This window comes from Pararhodobacter marinus, from assembly GCF_003122215.1.
GTDB lineage: Bacteria > Pseudomonadota > Alphaproteobacteria > Rhodobacterales > Rhodobacteraceae > Pararhodobacter > Pararhodobacter marinus.
Genome location: NZ_QEYD01000005.1, coordinates 303,511 through 323,231, shown reverse-complemented (window position 1 = coordinate 323,231; position 19,721 = coordinate 303,511). Strand labels below are relative to the sequence as shown.

The window sequence follows — 19,721 nt, the reverse complement described above, 5'->3', positions numbered from 1 at the left end:
GGGCGTCCGCGGGAGTTTGTATACTGTGGGTTTTCTAGCGCCGCGGGGCGCGGAAGGGAACCGCTGTTCGGCCCTGCCCCGCGGCGCCGCCCGTTGCGGGCGCGCGGCGGCCAAGGGATGCGCGCTTCAGCTCGCGACGCGGGTATAGGTGCCCTCGCCCGCCAGGATCGAGCGGAAGCCGCCGGGCGCGTCGAGCGAGAACACGATGATCGGCAGCTTGTTGTCGCGCGCAAGCGCGATGGCGGTGGCGTCCATCACGCCGAGATTCTTCTCCAGCGCCTCGTCATAGCTGACGGTATCGTAGCGCTTGGCGTCGTCGAACTTGTTGGGATCCTTGTCGTAAACGCCGTCGACCTTGGTGCCCTTGAACACCGCCTCGCAGCCCATCTCGCTGGCGCGCAGGGTCGCGGCGGTGTCGGTGGTGAAATACGGGTTGCCGGTGCCCGCCGCGAAGATGCAGACGCGCTTTTTCTCCAGATGGCGCACGGCGCGGCGGCGGATATAGGGCTCGCAGACCTGATCCATCGGGATCGCGCTGATGACGCGGGTATGGATGCCCAGCGCTTCAAGCTGCGACTGCATGCCCAGCGCGTTCATCACCGTGGCCAGCATCCCCATGTAATCGGCGGTCGTCCGCTCCATCCCCTGCGCCGAGCCGGCGAGACCGCGGAAGATGTTGCCGCCGCCGATCACCATGCAGATCTCGGCGCCCATGTCGTGCACCGCCTTCACCTCCTGCGCGATGCGCGCGACGGTCGGCGGATGCAGACCGTATCCCTGATCGCCCATCAGGGCTTCGCCCGAAATCTTGAGCATGACACGGCGATAAGCGGAGGGAGTGCGGTCCATGGCGGCCTTTCCTTGGCGCGCGCGGCCATCCCGGAAGCAAGGCCGGAAAGCGGTCCTTGAAGCGGGGGGCGGGCGTGCGGCAATCGGGTGGTTTCTTTCGGCGGCAAAATGTCGGAAAACCACGGCAGGATCAACGCCTAGATCGCCCCCGGACCCGCGCCTCATGTTTTCGGACTTTCCCCTGCCCGATCCCGACCGCCCGGTGCTGATCGCCGGGCCGACCGCCAGCGGCAAATCCGCGCTGGCGCTGAAGATCGCGCAGGCGCAGGGGCGCGCCGTGGTCAATGCCGACGCGCTGCAGGTCCATGCGCCGTGGCGGGTGCTGACCGCGCGGCCCGATCCCTTCGACGAAGGCCTGGCGCCGCATCACCTGTATGGGCATGTGCCGATGGGGGCCGAATATTCCGTTGGCCACTGGCTGCGCGAGGTCACGCCCCTGGTCGCGCTGAACCCGGTGATCGTGGGCGGCACGGGGCTTTACTTCACCGCCCTGACGCAGGGTCTGGCCGAAATCCCGTCAACCCCGCCCGAGATCCGCGCCGAGGCCGATGCGCGGCTGCATCCCTGCAATGGCCACCCCTTGGACGCGCTGGCCGCGATGGTGGCCGAGCTGGATCCGGAAACCGCCGCGCGCATCGACAAGCGCAACCCCGCGCGGGTGCAACGGGCCTGGGAGGTGCTGCGCGCGACCGGGCGCGGCCTGGCCGAGTGGCAGGCTGAAACCGGCGCGCCGGTTCTCCCGCGCGAGGCGGCGACGGCGCTGGTGCTGAAGCCGCGAATCGACTGGCTTAACGAGCGAATCGTTCGCCGTTTCGAAACAATGGTGCAGCAGGGTGCGCTGGACGAAGCGCGCGCGGCTTATCCCCACTGGCCCGAGGATGGCGGCACGCCCAGCGGCCCGCTGTGGACAAAGGCGATCGGCGCGCCCGAGCTGATGGCCTATCTGGCGCATCGGATGACGCTGGAAAAAGCCAAGGAATCCGCAAGCTTGTCGACACGCCAATACGCCAAGCGGCAGCGCAGCTGGTTTCGCAGCCGGATGTCCACATGGGATCCCGTCGTTATCCCCTGACTTATCCAGAGTCACCCAAACGCCACGCTTGCCGGTTGAATCGGCACACCCTGCCCCGCGTCCGGTGATTCTCCTTCCTCTGTGTCGCTTCGGTTTCCTAGGCTCGAGCGGAAAGTTGCCGCTGCCACGGAGCTGTCATGTCGATCATTCCCGAATCCCCGTCCCGGCTTCGGCTGACGCCGATCTCGCGCCTCGCGGCCGGCGGGCGCTGGCGGGTCGAGGCGATGCGCTCGCTGCGCGAGCCGGTGCTGTTGTGGTTCACGCAGGGACAGGGCCGGATCACCATCGCCGGAACCCAGCGCGGCTACGGGCCCAATAACGCGATCTTCATTCCCCCCGGCGTCATGCACGGCTTCGACTTCGCGCCGCGCGTGCAGGGCACGGTGGTGTTCTTCGGTCGCGATCACGGATTGGACCTGCCGCAGACGCCGCAATATCTGCGCCCGCGTGATCCGATCAGCCAGAAGGAACTGATCGCCACGCTCGAAGCGATCCAGCGCGAACTGGAAAGCAACCGCGCGGGCTCGCAGAAGGCGGCGCAGCATCATCTGGGATTGCTGGGCGTGTGGCTCGACCGCCAGCTCGAGCGCGAGAAGCAACTCGAATCGATGGCCCAGCCGCGTCCGGGTGCCGCGCAACGGCTGGTGGCGCGCTATTCCAGCCTGCTCGAGCGCGATTTCCGCTCGAACCGAGCGGTCGCGGATTATGCCGAGGCACTGGGGATCACGCCCACCCATCTGACACGCGCCTGCAAGGCCGCCTGCGGCAAGGGCGCGCATCAGTTGCTCGAAGACCGGATCCTGTTCGAAGCCCGCCGCCTGCTGGCCGAAACGCGCATGCCGATCAAGGACGTGGCCGAGATGCTGGGTTTCAACTCGGCTGGCTATTTCACCCGCGCCTTCCAAAAATCGGCCGGTCAGACGCCCTCGGCCTTCCGCAAGCGGCCTGCGGGACCGGCCGTGCCCCGGATTTGACGCTAATCTGACGCGCAGCCCGCGCGCATGGAAAAGGGGCGCGGCCTTTCGGCCCGCCCCTTTTTCGTGTGACCGAACGCGCCCTCAGCCGCGCCCTCAGCCGCGCCCTCAGCCTGCGCCGAGGATGACCTGCACGTAATTCGTCGTCTCGTCATAGGGCGGCACGCCCTCGTGCCGTTCGACCGCGCCGGGACCGGCATTATAGGCCGCCAGCGCCAGCCGCCAGCTGCCGAAACGGTCATACATCATGCGCAGATAGCGCGCACCGCCATCCAGATTCTGGCCCGGATCGTCGATATCGACGCCCAGCAACAGCGCGGTATCCGGCATCAGCTGCGCAAGGCCCCGCGCGCCCGCATGGGACACAGCGCCGGGATTCCAGCGGCTTTCCTGGTGCACCAGCCGCAGGAACAGCTCTTCGGGCACGCCATAGCGCTGCGCGGCGGCCCGCGCGACGGCCAGGTATTCGCCCCGGTAGCTGCCGGTATAGCTGACCATCGGCACCGCGCTTTCGGGCGCCGAGGCCGAATATTGACGGGCCATCCGGCCCTCCATCAGACGGGTCTGCGCGCGGAAGGTATCGGCCCGCGTGGCCTGCCCCCCGCCGGACCCGAGCCGCAAACCGCTGGCCTGTGCCTCCATGGCGCCGGATGTCACCAGAAGGCCAGCCGCAAGAAGCGCCCTGAGCATCTGTTACCCCTCAAAAGTCCCCAGTGGCGCGGATCATAGCCGCAAACGCGTCCCGGGCCAAGATTCGCAACACCGCATGGGCAGAGCCGCGCCTGAGCCGTGCCCAGCCATGTCGGGGACCTGCAGAGGGTATCGTTATCGGTTTCCTAACCATCATCTTGTGGTGTACCCATGCACGGCAAAGATTCGACAAGTCCTGGGAGCGGAAAATGGCAGGTTCGGTCAACAAGGTGATTCTGGTCGGCAACCTGGGCCGCGACCCCGAGGTCCGCAGCTTCCAGAACGGCGGCAAGGTGTGCAACCTGCGCATCGCCACATCGGAAAGCTGGCGCGACCGCAATTCGGGCGAACGGCGCGAGCGCACGGAATGGCATTCGGTCGCGATCTTCTCCGAGCCGCTGGCCAAGATCGCCGAGCAGTATCTGCGCAAGGGCTCGAAGGTTTATATCGAGGGCCAGCTGGAAACCCGCAAATGGCAGGACCAGCAGGGTCAGGACCGCTACACGACCGAGATTGTGCTGCGCCCCTATCGCGGCGAGCTGACGCTTCTGGACGGGCGCGGCGATGGCGCTTCGGGCGGCGGCTCGGGCGGCGGCTATGACGATCCGGGCTATGGCGGCGGGTCGGGTGGCGGCTCGCGCGGTGGATCGGGCGGCTATGGCGGCGGATCCTCGGGCGGCGGCTCGCGCGGGGGCTTCGGCGGCGGCGCGTCCGACATGGATGACGAAATCCCGTTCTGATCCTGTGCGATCGCTGAAATTCCGCCCGGCGCAGTCCCCCTGCGCCGGGCTTTCTTATCGCAGCTCCGTGTACGAGCCGTCCCGCTACCAAGACCCGCGCGCTGCCCTCTTGACGGCTGAGGGTGACCCCGATACATCGCTGCCTGCGCGGGTATGATGTAATGGTAGCCTGTCAGCTTCCCAAGCTGAACGCGCGGGTTCGATTCCCGCTACCCGCTCCAATCTCCACAGACTTTCCTGATTGATCCGTTGCTCCGTCATGACCGCTGGTCTGGCGGGATGAATTGCCGCATACGGCGGGCTGCGTTACGCTCGGGCCGGGAAAATCCAGCCGGGGGAAGGCATCATGGCGCAGGAGGCGGGCAAGGCACCGATCTTTCGGAATCCCGGCGAGAGCCGGAATTACGAGATGGGCCGCATTCAGGCCCGGTTCAAAGCCGATGGAGACGAGACCGCAGGTCGATATTCGATCTCGGAATGGTGGATGGAGCCGAACACGAAGGGGATCGGCGCGGATTCGCACGAGCGCGAAGACGAGATCTTCTACGTTCTGGACGGCACCGTGACGTTCCTCATCGGCGAGGAATGGCGCGATGCCGGGCCCGGCAGTTTCCTCTTCGTGCCCGCCGGCGTGACGCATGATTTCGAAAACCGCAGCGAGGCGCGCGAGGGGCTCAATGTCTTCGCGCCCGGCGCGTTCGAGGGCAATATGCCGATGATCGTCGACTGGTTCAGCAAACACCCGCCCGAGGATGCGCGCTGACCTTGGGTAAAAGGAGGCGCACGGTCAGATCCCCCAAAGCGCCGGCACGCTGAGCGGGCCGCGAAAGACCCAGCCGCCCCAGCGCGGCGGGTGGTCGGGATCAAGGCGCAGGTCGGGGAGATTCTCGAACAGCGCAGGCACCGCCATGTCGCCCACGAGCATCCGCGCCATCCAGGCGCCCAGACAGAAATGCGGCCCCGATCCAAAGGCCAGATGCGGCGCCTGCGGGCGGTGCAGATCGTAGCGCCCGGCATCCGGCCCGAATTTGCGCTCGTCGCGGCAGGCCGAACCCGCCACAAGCCCGATGGCCGTGCCCGCCGGCAAGAGCGTGTCGGACAGCACCGTGTCGCGGGCGACCTTGCGGGGATAGAGCCCGATGGGCGCGACCCAGCGCACCGCCTCTTCGAAGGCCTTTCGCCTGAGGCCCGGATCGGCGCGCCATGCCGCGCATTGATCGGGGTTTTCCAGGAGGGCGACGATCATCGTGGCAATGGCGTCGCGCGGCTCATTCATGCCGCCGCCGATGGCGACCTTGATATTGGCGCGGATCTTTTCCATCGGGAAACCCGCCTGCAACATCGCCGACAGGGCCGAGGGGTTGGGCGCGCGCCGCCAATATTCGGCATGATGGTCGATGGCCGCATCGATCCCCTCATTGGCCTGCGCGCAGCGCGCCCACGGTTCGGGCAGATCGGCGTAATTGCCGGTGGCGTCGATCAGCGCCTGGCTCCACCACAGCATGTCCTGCCAAGACACTTCGGGGATGCCGATCACCTCGGCCAGCGCGCGGCTGGCGATGGGGGCGCAATACTCGGCGAACAGGTCGCCACCGCCCTTGGTGCGAAGATGAGCGATTTGTTCCTCGACAAAATCCTCGAATTTCGGCGCCCAGTGGCTCTTGATCATCGGCGGGCTGAAGGTCTTCACCAGCGCCCGGCGCTCGGTCATGTGGTCCTCGCCGTCCCGGCGCATCAGCGTGTGCCCCATCGAGCGGAACATCAGGCTGCGCGGGTCGTTGGCGGGAAAGGTGGTATCGTCCTTCTCGATGGCAATGATATCGTCGAAGGTTGTGATCAGAGCGATGTTGGCGGGTTTGAGCCAAGCCACCGGCGCCTCGCGGCGCAGGCGCGCATAGGTCGGATAGGGATCGTCAAACATCGCGCCCAGCGCCACGTCGTCGATCACCGGCAGTTCCCTGACCGTCTCCACCATAACATCCCCCCTTGGCATGGCTCAGGTTTAGAGCGATCTCTTATCGATCAACAGAAATCCAGCGATAACGGACATGCAGAAATTCGATATCCTGTCGCTTGACCTGAAAGCGCTGACGCTTCTGTGCCGGATCCACGAGGCGGGCTCGCTGTCATTGGCGGCCGAGCGCAGCGGCATCGCGCAATCCACGGCCAGCCACGCGCTGGACCGGCTGCGGCGTGCCCTGGACGATCCTTTGTTTCACCGCAGCCTGGGGGGCTCAGCCCGACCGCGCGTTGCGACGACATCGTGGCGCAACTGCGCCCGCTCCTCGAGGCGATGCGCTCGATTGGTCCCGAGGCCGAGGATATCGCCCGCGACGGCGCGACGATCACCATCGCAGCGAATTTCTACGAACGCTGCCTGATCCTACCGCCGCTTTTGCGGATTCTGCGCGACGAGGCGCCCCTGTTGCGGGTCTCGGTCATTCCCGCGAATTTCGCGCCGCAACGGCTGCTTCTGGAGCGCGATTGCGATCTGGCACTGACGCCGATGCCCGTGGGGCGCGAGAAGCTGCGCAGCGAGCGGCTGTTTGACGAGCATTACGCCTGTTTCGTCGATCCGCACTCCGCAATAGCGCGCGAAGGGCTGGATCTGGACCATTTCGCGTCGGCGCAGCATCTTGGGATCGTCTATGCCGAAGGGTGGAGCCCGTTCTGGCAGGCCGATCTGGCGCGACAGGGCGTGGCCTTCGATCCGGTGGTGCGGGTGCCGTCCTTCGGCGGGGTCGAGCGGCTGATCGCCGGGTCCGAGCTGGTGCTCACGGCGCCCGCGCGACTGGGGCGGATCTTCGGCCCCTCCCTGACGGCAATATCGGCGCCCTTCGACAGCCGGATGCAGATCCGCATGGTCTGGAGCCCGCTCTCGGACAGTTCTGGGCGCCATCGCTGGCTGCGCGCCGCGATACGGCGGGCCTGCGCGGCAATGGAGACCGGAGATTAAAGAAGGCGCGGGGTCAGAGCAGCGCGGCGATCTCGGCCACGCGGGCGGCGTTGTCGGCGGCAAGGCTGCCATCGGCCATCCACAGGTTGTTCTCGAACCCCACGCGGGCACAGCCGCCCCGGCGCAGGGCCTCGGCCAGACAGGCGGTTTCGGTCGGCCCGAAGGCGCAGAGCGCCCAGTCGCCGGTCACGCCCAGCGCGGACAGGCGGTCGAGAAACGGGTCCAGCATCGCGGGCTCCGAGTGCTGACCCTCAGTATAGCGCCCCAGAACGAAGAGCGTCTGCAGATCGCCCGGCGGGATCGTCCCCGCCGCCTGTTCGCGCGCCAGAAGGTCAAGCTGATCGGCCTCGTAAAGGATATGCTGCACCGCTGTGCCCGCCTCGGCCAGCGCGTGATAGCAGGCGCGCGCGGCCTTGCGGTCGCCATCGGCCAGCATCTCGGTCAGCGCGATCGAGACACCCTCGGGCCGGATGTCGCGCAAGAGCGCCCGTTGCGCGGCGGGGTCGTAGCGGCCCGCGGCCTCGGTAGTGATCTGGACGGGCATATCGGGGGCAAGGCGCGCGATCTCGGCGATCAACTCGCCATAGGCCCCGGCATCGAGCCAGTGCCGCCCCTCGGCATCGCGCAGATGGGCATGGATCGCGCCAGCCCCGGCCGCGTGGCAGGCGGCGGCGGCGCGGGCGGTTTCAACGATGGTTACCGGCAGCGCGGGATGATCGGCCTTGGTGCGGCGCGCGCCGTTGGGGGCGACCATGATCCGGGGCAGAGGCGAAAGACGGGACATCGGCGCTCCTTCGTGGCGATGGCCGCATTGAGCACGATTGCCGGGACTTGGGAAAGGGCGGGCAAGGACCCCCTGCCCGCCCGCGGGATCAGAACCGCATCGAGGCGGTCAGCGCGAAACTGCGACCGGGCTCGTAAAGAGGCGTGACCGAGGCATAATCCCCGCCATAGGTCGCGCGGTCGGCATAGCGGGTGTCGAAGACATTGTTGACCTCGGCCCGCAGGACCATGCCGCGGATTGAGGGCGGCTCGTATTCCACGAAGAGATTGAACACGGTGTAGCCCGGCAGGCTCTGATCCGAATCCACACCCAGATCGTCATAATCGAGCGCCGCCTCGACGCTGCCGCCGATCACGAAATCTCCGCCCCAGGGCCGGTGCTGAGCCTCGAGCGCGATGACACCGCCCAGCGGCGCGCCCAGATCGAGCGCCGAATAGCTGTCGGTGGGCGCACCGTTCACGCGGATGCGGCTATAGGCGTAGCTGGCGCGGAGGAAACCGTTGTCCCAGCCAAAGCCCATGCCCAGATTGAAACCCCGGCTTTCCGCGTCGCCGACGGCATTGGCGGAATAGCTGCTCAGCCGCACGTCGTTGAGGCGCGTCACGAAGACCTCGCCATCGAGCCGCAGCGATTGCTGTTCCCAGTCGAAGCCGAGGGTGACATTCTCGGCCCGCGCGGCGCGCATCCCGGTGTAATCCCAGCCCGGGTTGAAGATGAAATTGTCCTCAAGCGCCAAGCCGCCGAAGACCGACGAGATCCCGCCGCGCAGCCGCAGCGCCTCGGTCGCCTGATAGGAAACCGACGCATTGCCGCTGAAACCCGAAAAGGTTTCCTCCCAGCCATTGGTGCCGACGAAATCCTGGCGGTCCCAGCGAGCGCCGAAGGACAGCGACCAGGCGTCCGTGGGTTCCAGCCGGGCCTGCGCGAACAGGCCCCAGTTGCGCGCCGCTTCCACGATGGGACGCGTCGAGGGATCGGAATACTGGCTGCGCCGGTCATAGTAATCGAGGCCCGCAACGATGGTGTCGTCGGGCGACAGGTGGAACGTGTTCTGGAAACTGCCCGAGAGCGTGCGGTTCTCGCCCTGGCTGGGCGACAGGGTGGGATAATAGGGCTGATCGACCGAGACCGTCACATCCGACAGGCCGATGGTCAGGCGCGGGTCCCAATAGCCCGCGGCCTGCGTGTTTTCATAGGTAAACGCGTAGGTACTGCGCTGCGTCTCGTAAAGCCGCAGCGGATCGGGGCGCCCGACGCTGCCGATATTGGCGCGGTAGGGACGCAGGGCGTTGTCTTCCATCGTCTGCGCCGATAGCTCGAACCGGTGGCCGTTATCGCCCTGAAACGCCAGCTTGACGAGCCCGGTCTGCAACGCCGCCGCGCTGCCCTCGACCAGATCGCCGGCACCGTCGCGGTAATCCTCGCCACTGGCCCGGCGGGCATAGGCCAGCCACTCGAGCGCGCCCATGCGCCCCGCGACCGTCGCCGACCCGCCCCATGTCTGGCCGTTGCTGTCGAAGGACAGCCGCACCTGCCCGCCGAAGCTTTCCCCGGGATCGAGGAAATCGACCGGGTCCACGGTTTCCATCACCACGGCGCCGGCCATCGCATGGGGGCCCAGATCGGCGGGGGCGGCACCCGCATCGACACGCACGAAGCGCAAAAGGCCGGGGTCGAAGGCATTGGCCGAGATATGGTGGAACAGCCGGTTGTTCTGCGACACGCCATCCATCACCACGGCGAGGTTGAGCATGTCGATCCCGTTGACGAAGATCTTCTGCGCAATCGGGATCGCGCCACCGACCGAGACCGAGGCGATGCCGGAAAACAGGTCGCGCAGATCGCCCGTCCGCGCGCGTTCAAGCTCGGCATCGGCGACGTAATGGCTGTTGCCGCGATCGGCCGCCGTGCCCTCGGGGTCGCGGGCGCGGGCGAAAGCGGGGTCGAGCACGATGGTGCCCAGAAACTGCACCAGCGGCGAGGTCTGCGCGACGGCGGGCGCGGTCATCAGGCCGCACAGCGCGACGGCAGACAGAAGCAGCGCACGCGCGCGCGGGGTGGAAGCGGGAGAAAGCAGGGGGGACAGGCGGGCCATCCAAACCTCCGGATCGGGTGGGGGTGTTGGCTGGGTCTGCGCCTCGCTGCGCGTCGCAGGTACCATATCGCGACGCGGGGGCCATGTCGGATCGTCGATTTCCGCCAGAGAATTGCGCGCTGTGGGGATTTTGCCGCATCGGGCCCGCACCGGCGGCGGGGTGTCACGGCGCTCCCGCGCTGCAGATTGCCGCGCTGCCTGCGGCGCAGGGTCACAGACGCGTGGGACGCGCCGGCGACGGTGGTTTTTGCGGGGCGAGTGACTAGATTAACACCGCCAGACGCATCCGTTCACCCCGAACGCCCTGACCTTGGAGATGACCATGCCATCGCGCCTGACCCTCGTTGCCTCGCTTATCGGCGCCGGCGCCGGGATTGCCACGATCGCCGCCGTCGCGCAGGGGATCAATGCCGGGAACCGCCCGGCCCTGCCCGACCTGCCCTTCACCGTGACCGAGATCGCCGATTTCGAAGCGCCCTGGGCGCTGTCCGTGCTGCCCGAGGGGCGGCTTCTGGTGACCGAGCATGACGGGCGGTTGTTCCTCGTCACGCCCGAAGGCGAGAAGACCGAGGTGGCGAATGTGCCGCGGGTGCAGGTTTCGGGGCAACTGGGCCTGCACGACATCGCACCCGCGCCGGATTACGCCGAAAGCGGCGTGATTTACCTGAGCTACAACGCCCCCGGCGAGGATGGCAGCCAGATCGTGCTGGCCCGCGCCGTTCTGCGGCAGGGCGACGGCTCGGCCCATCTGTCCGACCTGACCGAGATCTGGCGCCAGCCCGATGGCGGCGGCGGCGGCCATCCCGGCGCGATCATCGCCTTCGACCCGGCGGGCGAGCATGTCTTCCTGACCGTGGGCGAGCGCACGGAATCCGAGACCGCGCAGGACCCGGCGATGGCGCGCGGCAAGATCCTGCGGCTCAATCTCGACGGCTCGGCGCCGGCCGACAATCCCTGGGCGGGCGAAGGGCCGGTGCAGTCGCTCACCTGGTCGACCGGGCACCGCAACCCCTATGGCCTTGCTTTCGCGCCCGACGGCGTGCTGTGGGAACACGAAATGGGCCCGCGCGGCGGCGACGAGTTCAACCGCATCGAGCGGGGCGCCAATTACGGCTGGTCGGACGTGTCCGAGGGCACGAATTACGACGGCTCGGCCATCCCGGGACACGAAACCCGGCCAGAATACGCCGCGCCGGCGCTCTACTGGACGCCGGTCATCGCGCCGTCGGGCCTGTCCTTCTATTCCGGCGCGATGTTCCCCGACTGGGACGGCTCGGCGCTGATCGGCGCGCTGGCGGGGATGGCGCTGGTGCGCGTCGAGATCGACGCGCAGGGCCAGCCCGACGAGGCCGAGCGTTTCGACATGGGCACACGGATCCGCGACGTCGCGGTGGCGCCAGACGGCGCGGTCTGGCTGATCGAGGACGGCGATCCCGGTCGCCTGATGCGGCTGACGCCGTAACAGCCGCGGGCGGCGTAAGGGGGCTGTCTGCCCCCTCTGGGCCTGCGGCCCATTCACCCCCGAGGATATTTGAGGAACAAAGATGCGCGCGCGCGGCCTTGGCGGAGGTCGCGCGCGCGCTATCCTGTCGGGGATGAACAAGGCCTTGATCATCGGCGCCTCGGGCGGGATCGGCGCGGCGCTGATGCGCGCGCTGGGGGCGCGCGGCGTGGCGGTCACCGGGCTGTCGCGGCGCGAGGACGGGCTCGATGTGACGGATGCGGACTCGGTCGCGCGGGTGCTGGGCGCGCTGGAGCCGGGTTTCGATCTGGTGATCGTGGCGAGCGGGATCCTGGCCCCCGAGGGCGCCCGCCCCGAAAAGGCGCTGTCCGAGATCGACGCGGAGGTCATGGCGCGGGTGATGGCGGTCAATGCGATCGGCCCGGCGCTGGTTCTGCGCGCCCTGCCCCGGCTTCTGGCCGAGGGGCCCTGCAAGGTCGGCGTGCTGACCGCGCGCGTGGGGTCGATCGGCGACAACGCCCTCGGCGGCTGGTATGCCTATCGCGCATCGAAGGCGGCGGCGAACCAGATCGTGCATACCGCCGCCATCGAGATTGCCCGCAAGCGAAAGCAGGCGGTAGTCGTGGCGCTGCATCCGGGGACCGTCGAGACCCCGTTCACCGCGGATTATCCCGGCCATCGCAAGGTCGCGCCGGATCAGGCGGCGGCGAACCTGCTGGGGGTGCTGGACGGTCTGGGGCCGGCCGATAATGGCGGGTTCTTCGACTGGGCGGGCAAGGCGGTGGCGTGGTGAGGCTGATTCTGGTGCTGGGCGACCAGCTGACGCCCTCGGTCGCGGCGCTGAAGGCGGCGGACAAGGCAAGCGACCGGGTGGTCATGGCCGAGGTCGCGGACGAGGCGGGCTACGTCCCCCACCACCCCAAGAAGATCGCGCTGATCTTTGCCGCGATGCGCAAATTCGCCGCGGCGCTGCGCGAGGATGGGTGGACGGTCGACTACAGCCGGCTCGATGACGACGACAATGCGGGCTCGATCCCCGGCGAATTGCTCAGGCGGGCCGACCAGCACGGCGCGTCCGAGGTGATCACCACACGGCCGGGCGAGTGGCGGCTGATCGACGCGCTGGAAGAACTGCCGCTCGACCTGACGATGCTGGAAGACGACCGCTTCATCGCCAGCCACAAGGCGTTCGACGACTGGGCCGAGGGGCGCAAGGCGCTGCGGATGGAGTATTTCTATCGCGAGATGCGGCGCAAGACCGGCCTGTTGATGGACGGCGACGAACCCGACGGCGGGCAGTGGAATTACGACCACGAGAACCGCAAACCCGCCTCGGACGACCTGTTCGCGCCCGAACCCGTGCGGGTCGAGCCCGACGAGACCGTGCAGGAGGTGCTGGCGCTGGTGGCCGACCGCTTCGGCGACAATTTCGGCAGGCTCGAGCCTTTCGCCTTCGCCACCGACCGGCAAGGCGCGCAGAAGGTCCTGCGCCATTTCATCAAGAACGCCCTGCCCTGTTTCGGCGATTACCAGGATGCGATGCTGGCGGGGAACCGGTTCCTCTATCATTCGCTGATCTCGGCCTATCTGAATATCGGTCTTCTGGATCCGCTCGAGGTCTGCAAACGCGTCGAGAAAGCCTATCGCGACGGTGACGCGCCGCTGAACGCGGCCGAGGGCTTCATCCGCCAGATCCTCGGCTGGCGCGAATTCATGCGCGGGATCTATTTCCGCGAGGGCCGCGATTACCCGCGCCGCAACCGGCTCAACCATCAGCGCGGCCTGCCGCCGCTCTACTGGGGCGCCGAGACGAAGATGAACTGCCTGCGTCACGCCATCGCCCAGACCCGTGACGAGGCTTACGCCCATCACATCCAGCGGCTGATGATCACCGGGAATTTCGCTCTCATCGCCGGGATCAATCCGGCCGAGGTGCACGAATGGTATCTGAGCGTCTATATCGACGCCTTCGAATGGGTCGAGGCGCCCAATACCGTCGGCATGAGCCAGTTCGCGGATGGCGGGATCGTCGGGTCGAAACCCTATGTGTCGAGCGGCAATTACATCGACCGGATGTCGGATTATTGCAGCGACTGCGCCTATAGCGTGAAGGCGAAGACGGGCGACAAGGCCTGTCCGTTCAACCTGCTGTACTGGGCTTTCCTGATCCGCCACCGCGAGCGGTTCGAGGGCAATCCGCGCATGGCGCAGATGTACCGCACATGGGAGCGGATGGACGAGAAACGCCGCGCGACGGTGCTCGACGAGGCCGAGGCCTTCCTTGAGCGGATGTCGCGCGGCGAGACGGTCTGACGACTGTCGGTCGGGCTGTCAGTCGAGCGCTTTGTCCGAGGCGTCGGCCTGACCCATGATCCAGTAACCGGCGGCTTTCATCTGGTGACGCGGATGGCCACGGCTTTCGAAATGGTCGCGCAGCGCACGGGCGACCTTGGCCTCGGCGACGATCCAGATGAAGCCGCGCCCCTCGGGCAGCGACAGCGCTTGCGCGGCATCGAGCAGCGGCGCCGCTTCGGCGGCCTGCGCGACCGGGCGGTGCACCCAATGGGCCTGATGCCGGGCCGGGGTGATCCAGCTTTGCTGGTCCTCGGGCCCGGGTACCGCGCCCAGCGTGATGGCCTGCGCGCCCTCGGGCAATTCCTCGACCCAGCGGCCCATGGCGGGCAGCCCGGTCTCGTCGGCGATGAGCATCCACCAGTCGAAGACCGGCGCCACCACGGCCGAGCCGCGCGGCCCGCCCACCATCAGCGTGTCTCCGGGCTGCGCCTCGAGCGCCCAGGCGGTGGCGGGACCGGCATCGTGAAGGGCGAAATCCACCACCAGCTCGCGCCGCGCGGGATCGAAGGTGCGGGGAGTGTATTCGCGCATCTCGGGCGCGTCACCGCCGCCCGGCAGCAAAAGCTTGACGTGGTCGTCGGGCGCAAGGCTGGTGAAATCGGCCAGGTCCTCGCCCTTGAAGACGATGCGCAGCATATGCGGCGTCAGGCGCGTGACCGTGTCCACGGTCAGTTCGCGACGTTTCAGTTCATGGCGGTGGCGGGTGATGATCGGTTGGGTGCCTTGTTCCATATCCGGCTCCTGTAGAGAGGCGACGCTCACGACACGTCGTTCAGGCTGTCGGCCGCGGCGTGAAGCGTGGCGGCGATGGCGGTGATCCGCTCTGGCGAGGGGCTGGCGGAGAATTCCCGGCGCAGGGCGGCCTTGATGGCGTCCATGGCCTCTTCGACTTCGACGGGCAGGCCGTGACGGCCCAGCGGCTTGCGCGCCTGCAGATCGGCGACAAGTGCGGCATTCGCGGCAAGGGCGGCCTTGCCCTGCGGGGTGATGGCGGACAGCTTGCGCCCACCCTCGCCCGCCGAGACGGCGACGAAGCCCTGCTCTTCCAGCCAGCTCAGCGCGGGATAGACCACGCCGGGGCTGGGTGTGTAGCTGCCCTGGAAACGGTCCTCGATCGCCTTGATGATCTGGTAGCCGTGGCGCGGACGCTCGGCGATCATGGCAAGGATCAGCATCCGCAGTTCGCCATAATCGAACAGACGCCGGCTTTTCCGGCGTCCGGGCGGGCAGGTCGAGGCATGGTCCGGGGTCGTTTCCATGACCCGGATCTAAATCCCGATATATCGGCTTTCAAGATATATCGGGATTTTTTTTGCCCACCCGTGCGGAACCTTCCAGCGCAGGAGGCTCGTTGTCCCTGCAGACGCATCCGTAACGAACGCCACGAGAAACGGAGGCCGCGATGCCACGCGACACAACCGAGAGCGGGAAAACGGCCGTGCTTTACCGCATGGTGATGCCCGAACATACCTGCCCCTTCGGCCTGAAATCCAAGGATCTGCTTGAACGCGCAGGATACGAGGTCGAAGACCACCATCTGAAAACGCGCGACGAAACCGACGCCTTCATGGAAAAGCACGGTGTCGAGACCACCCCGCAGACCTTCATCGCCGGCGACCGCATCGGCGGCTATGACGATCTGCGGGTGTTCTTTCACAAGGACCCGCCCAAGGAAGAACAGAGCGACACCTCCTACCAGCCGGTGATTGCCATCTTCGCCTGCACCGCGCTTCTGGCGCTGGGGCTTTCGCTGCACCAATACGGCACGCCCTTCACGCTGCGGGCGTTCGAATGGTTCATCTCGCTGTCGATGGTCGTGCTGGCGATCCAGAAGCTGCAGGATGTCGAGCAGTTCTCGACCATGTTCCTGAATTACGACCTGCTGGCCAAGCGCTGGGTGCGCTATGGCTATGTCTATCCGTTCCTCGAAGCGGGGACCGGGATCCTGATGACGGCGGGCGCGCTGCTCTGGCTGGCCTCGCCCGTCGCCATCCTCATCGGCGGGATCGGTGCCGTCAGCGTGTTCAAGGCGGTCTATATCGACAGGCGCGAGCTGAAATGCGCCTGCGTCGGCGGCTCGTCGAATGTGCCCTTGGGATTCGTGTCGCTGACCGAAAGCGTGATGATGCTGGCCATGGGCCTGTGGATGGGGCTTAAAGTGCTGGCGTTCTAAGGGCTTGACCTTGCCCGCGCGCCGGGGTTGGCTTGACGCGCAACGCGCGGAGGGGCCATGAGGATCGACCTGAATTCGGATCTGGGCGAAAGCTACGGGCCCTGGTCCATGGGCGACGACCGGGCGATGCTGGATATCGTGACCTCGGCCAATATCGCCTGTGGCGGCCATGCCAGCGATCCCGAGACGATGTTCACCACGCTGCGGCTTGCGGCCGAGCGGGGCGTCGTGATCGGCGCCCACCCGGGCTATGCCGACCGCGAAGGCTTCGGGCGCCGCGTCATCCCCATGAGCCCCGCCGAGGCCGGTCGCATGGTGGCCGCGCAGATCGGCGCGCTGGCGGGCGTGGCGGCTGTGGCCGGGGCCGTGATCCGCTACGTCAAGCCGCATGGCGCGCTGTCGAACGTGTCGATGGACGACCGCGCGATGGCCGATGCCATCGTCGCGGCGGTCAAGGCGCAGCCCGGCGATCTGGCGCTGCTGGCAATTTCCGGGACCGAGCTGGAAGAGGCCGGGCGAGCGGCGGGGCTGACCGTGTTCTCCGAGATCTTCGCGGATCGCGGCTATCTGCCCAATGGCCGGCTCGTGCCCCGCAGCCAGCCCGGCGCGATGATCCACGATGCGGGCGCGGCGGCGGAACGGCTGCTGCGCTTTCTGGAGACCGGAAAAATGCCGGTGTTGGGCGGAGATCCGATCCCGCTGAGGGCCCAGTCGGTCTGCGTGCATGGCGACAGTCGCGGCGCGGTGGCGATGGCGCGCGAGATCCGTAGCGCCCTGACCGCCCGGAACGTCGAGATCGCGAGCTTCCTGTGAGCGCAGACTTTCCCCGTTTCACCCCCGTCGCCGATCACGCGCTGCTCGTTGAATTCGCCGAAACGCAGGACGAAGCCGCGCATGAGGCCGTGCTGGCGCTGGACGCCGCCTTGTCGCAGGCGCCCTGCCCCGGTCTGCGCGAATGGGTGCCGGCCATCGTCAACCTTCTGGTCGTCTTCGATCCGCGCGCGAGCGATCACGCCGCCATCCGGGCGCATGTCGAGGGGCTTCTGGGCCGCCCCCGGCCCGAGACCGCCGCGCCGCGTCGGCATGAGGTGGGCGTTTGCTATGACGAAAGCCTCGCCCCCGACCTGGACGAAGTGGCAGACCGTGCGGGCATGAGCCCCGAGGCAGTGATCGCCGCGCATCTGGGCGCCGAGTACCGCGTGACGATGTATGGCTTCGCGCCGGGCTATGCCTATCTGGCGGGGATCCCCGAGGCCCTGCGGCTTGACCGCAAGACCGCGCCCGTGCGCGGCGTGCCCGACGGGTCCGTCATCATCGCGGGCGCGCAATGCCTTGTGACGACGCTGACCATGCCCACCGGCTGGTGGCGGCTGGGACGCTCGCCCGCGAAGATCCTGACCGGGGACGAGGCCGCGCCGTTCCTGTTCGATGTGGGCGACCGGGTTCGCTTCACCCGGCTCACGCTGGACGAGTATCACCGCCAGACGGAGCGCAACCATGGCTGAGGCGCAATTCTCGGTGGCCTTTGCCGGTCCGCTTGTCAGCCTGCAGGATGCGGGCCGTCCGGGGCATTTGCGCTTTGGCGTGCCCGCCTCGGGCGCGATGGACCGCCGCTCGCTGGCGCTGGCCAATATCGCCGTGGGTCGCCCGCTTGGCGCGCCGGTGATCGAGGTATCGCTGGGCGGGCTGACGCTCGATTGCACCGAGGGCGCGGTCAGCCTAGCCATCACCGGCGGCGGTTTCGTGATCGAGCTGGACGGCCAGACGGTGGCGCCCTGGGGCGTGCTGACGATCCGCGCGGGCCAGCGGCTGGTGGTGCGGCGCGGCCATTGGGGCGCGTGGGCCTATCTGGCCTTCGCGGGCGATCTGGACGCGCCGCGCTGGCTGGGCAGTGCCTCGACCATCGCGGCGTCCGGACTGGGCGGCGGCATGGTGAAAACCGGCGGCACGCTCAAGGTGCGCGACACCGCGACCTTGCCCGACCGCCGGATGCCCCTGCCCGTCACCGCCCGCCCGCGCGCGCATCTGCATGTCGTGCCGGGCCCACAGACCCGGTGTTTTCGGCCCGAGGCCCTGGAGGCGCTGCTGAGCGGGTCCTGGCATGTCACGCCGCAGGGCGACCGGATGGGCGTGCGGCTGAAAGGCCCGGCGCTGGAGCTGGGCGACGCGTTGCAGATCCCCTCTGAACCGATCCTGCGCGGCTCGATCCAGGTGGCGGGCGACGGCGTGGCGACGGTGCTGATGGCCGATCACCAGACCACCGGCGGCTACCCCAAGATCGCCACGATGCTCGACGACGATCTGGACGGGTTCGCGCAGCTCAGACCCGGCGACGCGCTGGATTTCGCCCGGCTTGACCCCGACGCGGCGGTCGAGCAGGCGCGGTTCCATGCCGCGAGGCTCGAGGCGTATTTCGAGCACGCGAAACGGGCCGCGCGCCTCTGACGCAGGCGATCACGGCGCTGTGCGGGGTCCGAGCGTCACGACGCCGTGAGAGGTGCTGCCGCTAAACTGCGGGGGCCGCTATCTGTCCCGGAAGACGACCGATTCCGAGGATCCCCATGCCCCTGACACGCCGCCGTTTCGCCGCCCTTGCGCTGACCGGCCTTGCCGTGCCGCTGGCCGCGCCCGCGCTCTTGCGCGCTCAATCCGCCGCGCAGGAAATCGCCGCCGAGGCACGCGGCATGGACCAGCTTCACACGATCATGGTGCAGCGCGGGGACGAGCTTGTGGTGGCCGAAGCGCCGCGTGATCGCGGGCTCGATCAGGTCGCCAACATCAAGTCGTGCTCGAAAAGCCTGCTGGCGCTGCTCTTGGGCACGGCGCTTGAGCGCGGAGAAATCCCCGCGCTGGACTCGACGCTGGCCGACGTGGCGCCGGGCCTCATCCCCGACGACGCGACCGAGGGCGTGGGCGATCTGACGATGGAGGATCTGGTCACGCTGCGGATGGGCCTGCAGGGGACCTCGGGCGCGGATTACGGCGCCTGGGTCAATTCCCGCGACTGGGTGAGCTATGTCTTGCGCCAGCCGCGTATCGCCGAAAATGGCGGCCGGATGATCTATTCGACCGGCACCACGCATCTGCTGGGCGCGGTGCTGGCCGAGGCCACGGGCACCAGCCTGCGCGATCTGGCGCGGGCGCGTCTGGGCGACCCCTTGGGGATCGACATCCCCGACTGGCTGACCGATCCGCAAGGCTTTTACTTCGGCGGCAACGAGATGGGCCTCACGCCCCGCGCCATGCTGCGGGTGGCGGTGATGATGCGCGATGGCGGACGCTGGGACGGGGAACAGGTCGTGCCCGCCGACTGGATCATCGCCAGTCGCATTCCGCGCACGCGCTCGCCCTATTCAGGGCTGGATTACGGTTATGGCTGGTTCCTGACCGAGGACGGCTGGGTGCTGGCGCGGGGCTATGGCGGGCAGATCATCGCCGCCCTGCCCCGGTCGGGACTGGCGGTGGCGATCACCTCGGACCCGGCGCGCCCCGCACGCTCGGACGGGTATTTCGGCGCGCTGCTGGACCTGTTGCGCGGTCCGGTCGCGGCTTTGGCGTAAGCTGTGAAAAC

Annotated in this window: 21 protein-coding genes and 1 tRNA gene; 15 read left to right on the top strand and 7 right to left on the bottom strand. The window is 67.7% G+C overall.

All coding sequences use genetic code 11. The annotated features are described in order from the left end of the window. Positions 1-126: 126 nt before the first annotated feature. The gene (pyrH, locus tag C4N9_RS10285; RefSeq protein WP_109533236.1) at positions 127-849 is read right to left on the bottom strand and encodes a UMP kinase; all 723 of its coding nucleotides are present in this window, start codon (positions 847-849) and stop codon (positions 127-129) included. A gap of 163 nt (positions 850-1,012) precedes the next feature. Between pyrH and miaA the strand changes: the two genes are divergently transcribed. Together miaA and C4N9_RS10275 are read left to right on the top strand one after the other, a co-directional pair. Continuing rightward, complete coding sequence (gene miaA, locus C4N9_RS10280; protein WP_109533235.1) at positions 1,013-1,921, top strand: tRNA (adenosine(37)-N6)-dimethylallyltransferase MiaA; 909 nt, start codon at positions 1,013-1,015, stop codon at positions 1,919-1,921. Between the two features lie 137 nt (positions 1,922-2,058). Then, positions 2,059-2,895 carry an AraC family transcriptional regulator gene (locus C4N9_RS10275; protein ID WP_109533234.1) on the top strand — a complete coding sequence of 279 codons (837 nt, stop codon included), beginning with the start codon at positions 2,059-2,061 and terminating at the stop codon, positions 2,893-2,895. A gap of 108 nt (positions 2,896-3,003) precedes the next feature. Here C4N9_RS10275 and C4N9_RS10270 read toward each other — a convergent pair whose 3' ends face one another. Next, a complete protein-coding gene (locus C4N9_RS10270; protein ID WP_109533233.1) occupies positions 3,004-3,585 on the bottom strand; it encodes a lytic transglycosylase domain-containing protein in 582 nt (193 codons plus the stop codon). 209 nt (positions 3,586-3,794) lie between these two features. Between C4N9_RS10270 and ssb the strand changes: the two genes are divergently transcribed. The 3 genes from ssb to C4N9_RS10255 all read left to right on the top strand — a co-directional run bounded on the left by ssb (position 3,795) and on the right by C4N9_RS10255 (position 5,088). After that, positions 3,795-4,325 carry a single-stranded DNA-binding protein gene (gene ssb / locus C4N9_RS10265; RefSeq protein WP_109533232.1) on the top strand — a complete coding sequence of 177 codons (531 nt, stop codon included), beginning with the start codon at positions 3,795-3,797 and terminating at the stop codon, positions 4,323-4,325. A gap of 147 nt (positions 4,326-4,472) precedes the next feature. Continuing rightward, a tRNA-Gly gene (locus C4N9_RS10260) sits at positions 4,473-4,546 on the top strand. A gap of 125 nt (positions 4,547-4,671) precedes the next feature. Next, positions 4,672-5,088, top strand: a complete 417-nt coding sequence (locus tag C4N9_RS10255) for a cupin domain-containing protein (RefSeq protein ID WP_109533231.1) — start codon at positions 4,672-4,674, stop codon at positions 5,086-5,088. Between the two features lie 24 nt (positions 5,089-5,112). Here the strand turns inward: C4N9_RS10255 and C4N9_RS10250 are convergent, their stop codons facing one another. After that, a complete protein-coding gene (locus C4N9_RS10250; RefSeq protein ID WP_109533230.1) occupies positions 5,113-6,300 on the bottom strand; it encodes a cytochrome P450 in 1,188 nt (395 codons plus the stop codon). Between the two features lie 73 nt (positions 6,301-6,373). On the opposite strand from C4N9_RS10250, the gene C4N9_RS22500 reads away from it, so the two are divergent. Both C4N9_RS22500 and C4N9_RS10240 read left to right on the top strand, forming a co-directional pair. Further along, positions 6,374-6,706: a helix-turn-helix domain-containing protein gene (locus tag C4N9_RS22500; RefSeq protein ID WP_109533229.1), complete on the top strand. Its 333-nt coding sequence runs from the start codon at positions 6,374-6,376 to the stop codon at positions 6,704-6,706. Then, positions 6,589-7,281 carry a LysR substrate-binding domain-containing protein gene (locus C4N9_RS10240; protein ID WP_168192194.1) on the top strand — a complete coding sequence of 231 codons (693 nt, stop codon included), beginning with the start codon at positions 6,589-6,591 and terminating at the stop codon, positions 7,279-7,281. Before C4N9_RS22500 ends, C4N9_RS10240 begins: the two co-directional genes overlap by 118 nt. Before the next feature lie 13 nt (positions 7,282-7,294). On the opposite strand, the gene C4N9_RS10235 is transcribed toward C4N9_RS10240, so the two are convergent. Beyond that, complete coding sequence (locus C4N9_RS10235) at positions 7,295-8,065, bottom strand: 3-keto-5-aminohexanoate cleavage protein (RefSeq protein WP_109533227.1); 771 nt, start codon at positions 8,063-8,065, stop codon at positions 7,295-7,297. A gap of 88 nt (positions 8,066-8,153) precedes the next feature. After that, positions 8,154-10,160, bottom strand: coding sequence for a TonB-dependent receptor plug domain-containing protein (locus C4N9_RS10230; RefSeq protein WP_109533226.1), 2,007 nt, complete (start codon positions 10,158-10,160; stop codon positions 8,154-8,156). 322 nt (positions 10,161-10,482) lie between these two features. On the opposite strand from C4N9_RS10230, the gene C4N9_RS10225 reads away from it, so the two are divergent. The 3 genes from C4N9_RS10225 to C4N9_RS10215 all read left to right on the top strand — a co-directional run bounded on the left by C4N9_RS10225 (position 10,483) and on the right by C4N9_RS10215 (position 13,935). Continuing rightward, complete coding sequence (locus C4N9_RS10225; protein WP_210404011.1) at positions 10,483-11,622, top strand: PQQ-dependent sugar dehydrogenase; 1,140 nt, start codon at positions 10,483-10,485, stop codon at positions 11,620-11,622. 133 nt (positions 11,623-11,755) lie between these two features. Continuing rightward, the gene (locus tag C4N9_RS10220) at positions 11,756-12,415 is read left to right on the top strand and encodes an SDR family NAD(P)-dependent oxidoreductase (RefSeq protein ID WP_109533286.1); all 660 of its coding nucleotides are present in this window, start codon (positions 11,756-11,758) and stop codon (positions 12,413-12,415) included. After that, positions 12,409-13,935 (top strand): cryptochrome/photolyase family protein, encoded by a 1,527-nt coding sequence (locus tag C4N9_RS10215; protein ID WP_109533224.1) that lies wholly within the window; start codon positions 12,409-12,411, stop codon positions 13,933-13,935. The genes C4N9_RS10220 and C4N9_RS10215 overlap by 7 nt, the downstream gene beginning before the upstream one ends. Positions 13,936-13,953: 18 nt before the next feature. On the opposite strand, the gene C4N9_RS10210 is transcribed toward C4N9_RS10215, so the two are convergent. Both C4N9_RS10210 and C4N9_RS10205 read right to left on the bottom strand, forming a co-directional pair. Further along, positions 13,954-14,709, bottom strand: coding sequence for a siderophore-interacting protein (locus C4N9_RS10210; RefSeq protein ID WP_109533223.1), 756 nt, complete (start codon positions 14,707-14,709; stop codon positions 13,954-13,956). Positions 14,710-14,735: 26 nt separating this feature from the next. Next, positions 14,736-15,236: a PadR family transcriptional regulator gene (locus C4N9_RS10205; protein ID WP_109533222.1), complete on the bottom strand. Its 501-nt coding sequence runs from the start codon at positions 15,234-15,236 to the stop codon at positions 14,736-14,738. Positions 15,237-15,379: 143 nt separating this feature from the next. Between C4N9_RS10205 and C4N9_RS10200 the strand changes: the two genes are divergently transcribed. The 5 genes from C4N9_RS10200 to C4N9_RS10180 all read left to right on the top strand — a co-directional run bounded on the left by C4N9_RS10200 (position 15,380) and on the right by C4N9_RS10180 (position 19,710). After that, positions 15,380-16,150: a glutaredoxin family protein gene (locus C4N9_RS10200; RefSeq protein WP_210404010.1), complete on the top strand. Its 771-nt coding sequence runs from the start codon at positions 15,380-15,382 to the stop codon at positions 16,148-16,150. A gap of 57 nt (positions 16,151-16,207) precedes the next feature. Next, positions 16,208-16,963: a LamB/YcsF family protein gene (locus C4N9_RS10195; protein WP_109533221.1), complete on the top strand. Its 756-nt coding sequence runs from the start codon at positions 16,208-16,210 to the stop codon at positions 16,961-16,963. Beyond that, on the top strand, positions 16,960-17,655 hold the full coding sequence (locus C4N9_RS10190; RefSeq protein ID WP_109533220.1) for a 5-oxoprolinase subunit B family protein: 696 nt from the start codon (positions 16,960-16,962) through the stop codon (positions 17,653-17,655). Before C4N9_RS10195 ends, C4N9_RS10190 begins: the two co-directional genes overlap by 4 nt. Next, a complete protein-coding gene (locus C4N9_RS10185) occupies positions 17,648-18,595 on the top strand; it encodes a 5-oxoprolinase subunit C family protein (protein WP_109533219.1) in 948 nt (315 codons plus the stop codon). The genes C4N9_RS10190 and C4N9_RS10185 overlap by 8 nt, the downstream gene beginning before the upstream one ends. Before the next feature lie 116 nt (positions 18,596-18,711). Continuing rightward, a complete protein-coding gene (locus C4N9_RS10180; RefSeq protein ID WP_109533218.1) occupies positions 18,712-19,710 on the top strand; it encodes a serine hydrolase domain-containing protein in 999 nt (332 codons plus the stop codon). Positions 19,711-19,721: the final 11 nt, after the last annotated feature.

What these genes read in the sequence shown, in the direction of transcription:
- C4N9_RS10270 (WP_109533233.1), bottom strand. Translation starts at nt 3,585, where the DNA reads ATGCTCAGGGCGCTTCTTGCGGCTGGCCTTCTGGTGACATCCGGCGCC.
- pyrH (WP_109533236.1), bottom strand. Translation starts at nt 849, where the DNA reads ATGGACCGCACTCCCTCCGCTTATCGCCGTGTCATGCTCAAGATTTCG.
- miaA (WP_109533235.1), top strand. Translation starts at nt 1,013, where the DNA reads ATGTTTTCGGACTTTCCCCTGCCCGATCCCGACCGCCCGGTGCTGATC.
- C4N9_RS10195 (WP_109533221.1), top strand. Translation starts at nt 16,208, where the DNA reads ATGAGGATCGACCTGAATTCGGATCTGGGCGAAAGCTACGGGCCCTGG.
- C4N9_RS22500 (WP_109533229.1), top strand. Translation starts at nt 6,374, where the DNA reads ATGCAGAAATTCGATATCCTGTCGCTTGACCTGAAAGCGCTGACGCTT.
- C4N9_RS10255 (WP_109533231.1), top strand. Translation starts at nt 4,672, where the DNA reads ATGGCGCAGGAGGCGGGCAAGGCACCGATCTTTCGGAATCCCGGCGAG.
- C4N9_RS10205 (WP_109533222.1), bottom strand. Translation starts at nt 15,236, where the DNA reads ATGGAAACGACCCCGGACCATGCCTCGACCTGCCCGCCCGGACGCCGG.
- C4N9_RS10200 (WP_210404010.1), top strand. Translation starts at nt 15,380, where the DNA reads ATGCCACGCGACACAACCGAGAGCGGGAAAACGGCCGTGCTTTACCGC.
- C4N9_RS10210 (WP_109533223.1), bottom strand. Translation starts at nt 14,709, where the DNA reads ATGGAACAAGGCACCCAACCGATCATCACCCGCCACCGCCATGAACTG.
- C4N9_RS10250 (WP_109533230.1), bottom strand. Translation starts at nt 6,300, where the DNA reads ATGGTGGAGACGGTCAGGGAACTGCCGGTGATCGACGACGTGGCGCTG.
- C4N9_RS10230 (WP_109533226.1), bottom strand. Translation starts at nt 10,160, where the DNA reads ATGGCCCGCCTGTCCCCCCTGCTTTCTCCCGCTTCCACCCCGCGCGCG.
- C4N9_RS10225 (WP_210404011.1), top strand. Translation starts at nt 10,483, where the DNA reads ATGCCATCGCGCCTGACCCTCGTTGCCTCGCTTATCGGCGCCGGCGCC.
- C4N9_RS10220 (WP_109533286.1), top strand. Translation starts at nt 11,756, where the DNA reads ATGAACAAGGCCTTGATCATCGGCGCCTCGGGCGGGATCGGCGCGGCG.
- C4N9_RS10275 (WP_109533234.1), top strand. Translation starts at nt 2,059, where the DNA reads ATGTCGATCATTCCCGAATCCCCGTCCCGGCTTCGGCTGACGCCGATC.
- C4N9_RS10185 (WP_109533219.1), top strand. Translation starts at nt 17,648, where the DNA reads ATGGCTGAGGCGCAATTCTCGGTGGCCTTTGCCGGTCCGCTTGTCAGC.
- ssb (WP_109533232.1), top strand. Translation starts at nt 3,795, where the DNA reads ATGGCAGGTTCGGTCAACAAGGTGATTCTGGTCGGCAACCTGGGCCGC.
- C4N9_RS10235 (WP_109533227.1), bottom strand. Translation starts at nt 8,065, where the DNA reads ATGTCCCGTCTTTCGCCTCTGCCCCGGATCATGGTCGCCCCCAACGGC.
- C4N9_RS10180 (WP_109533218.1), top strand. Translation starts at nt 18,712, where the DNA reads ATGCCCCTGACACGCCGCCGTTTCGCCGCCCTTGCGCTGACCGGCCTT.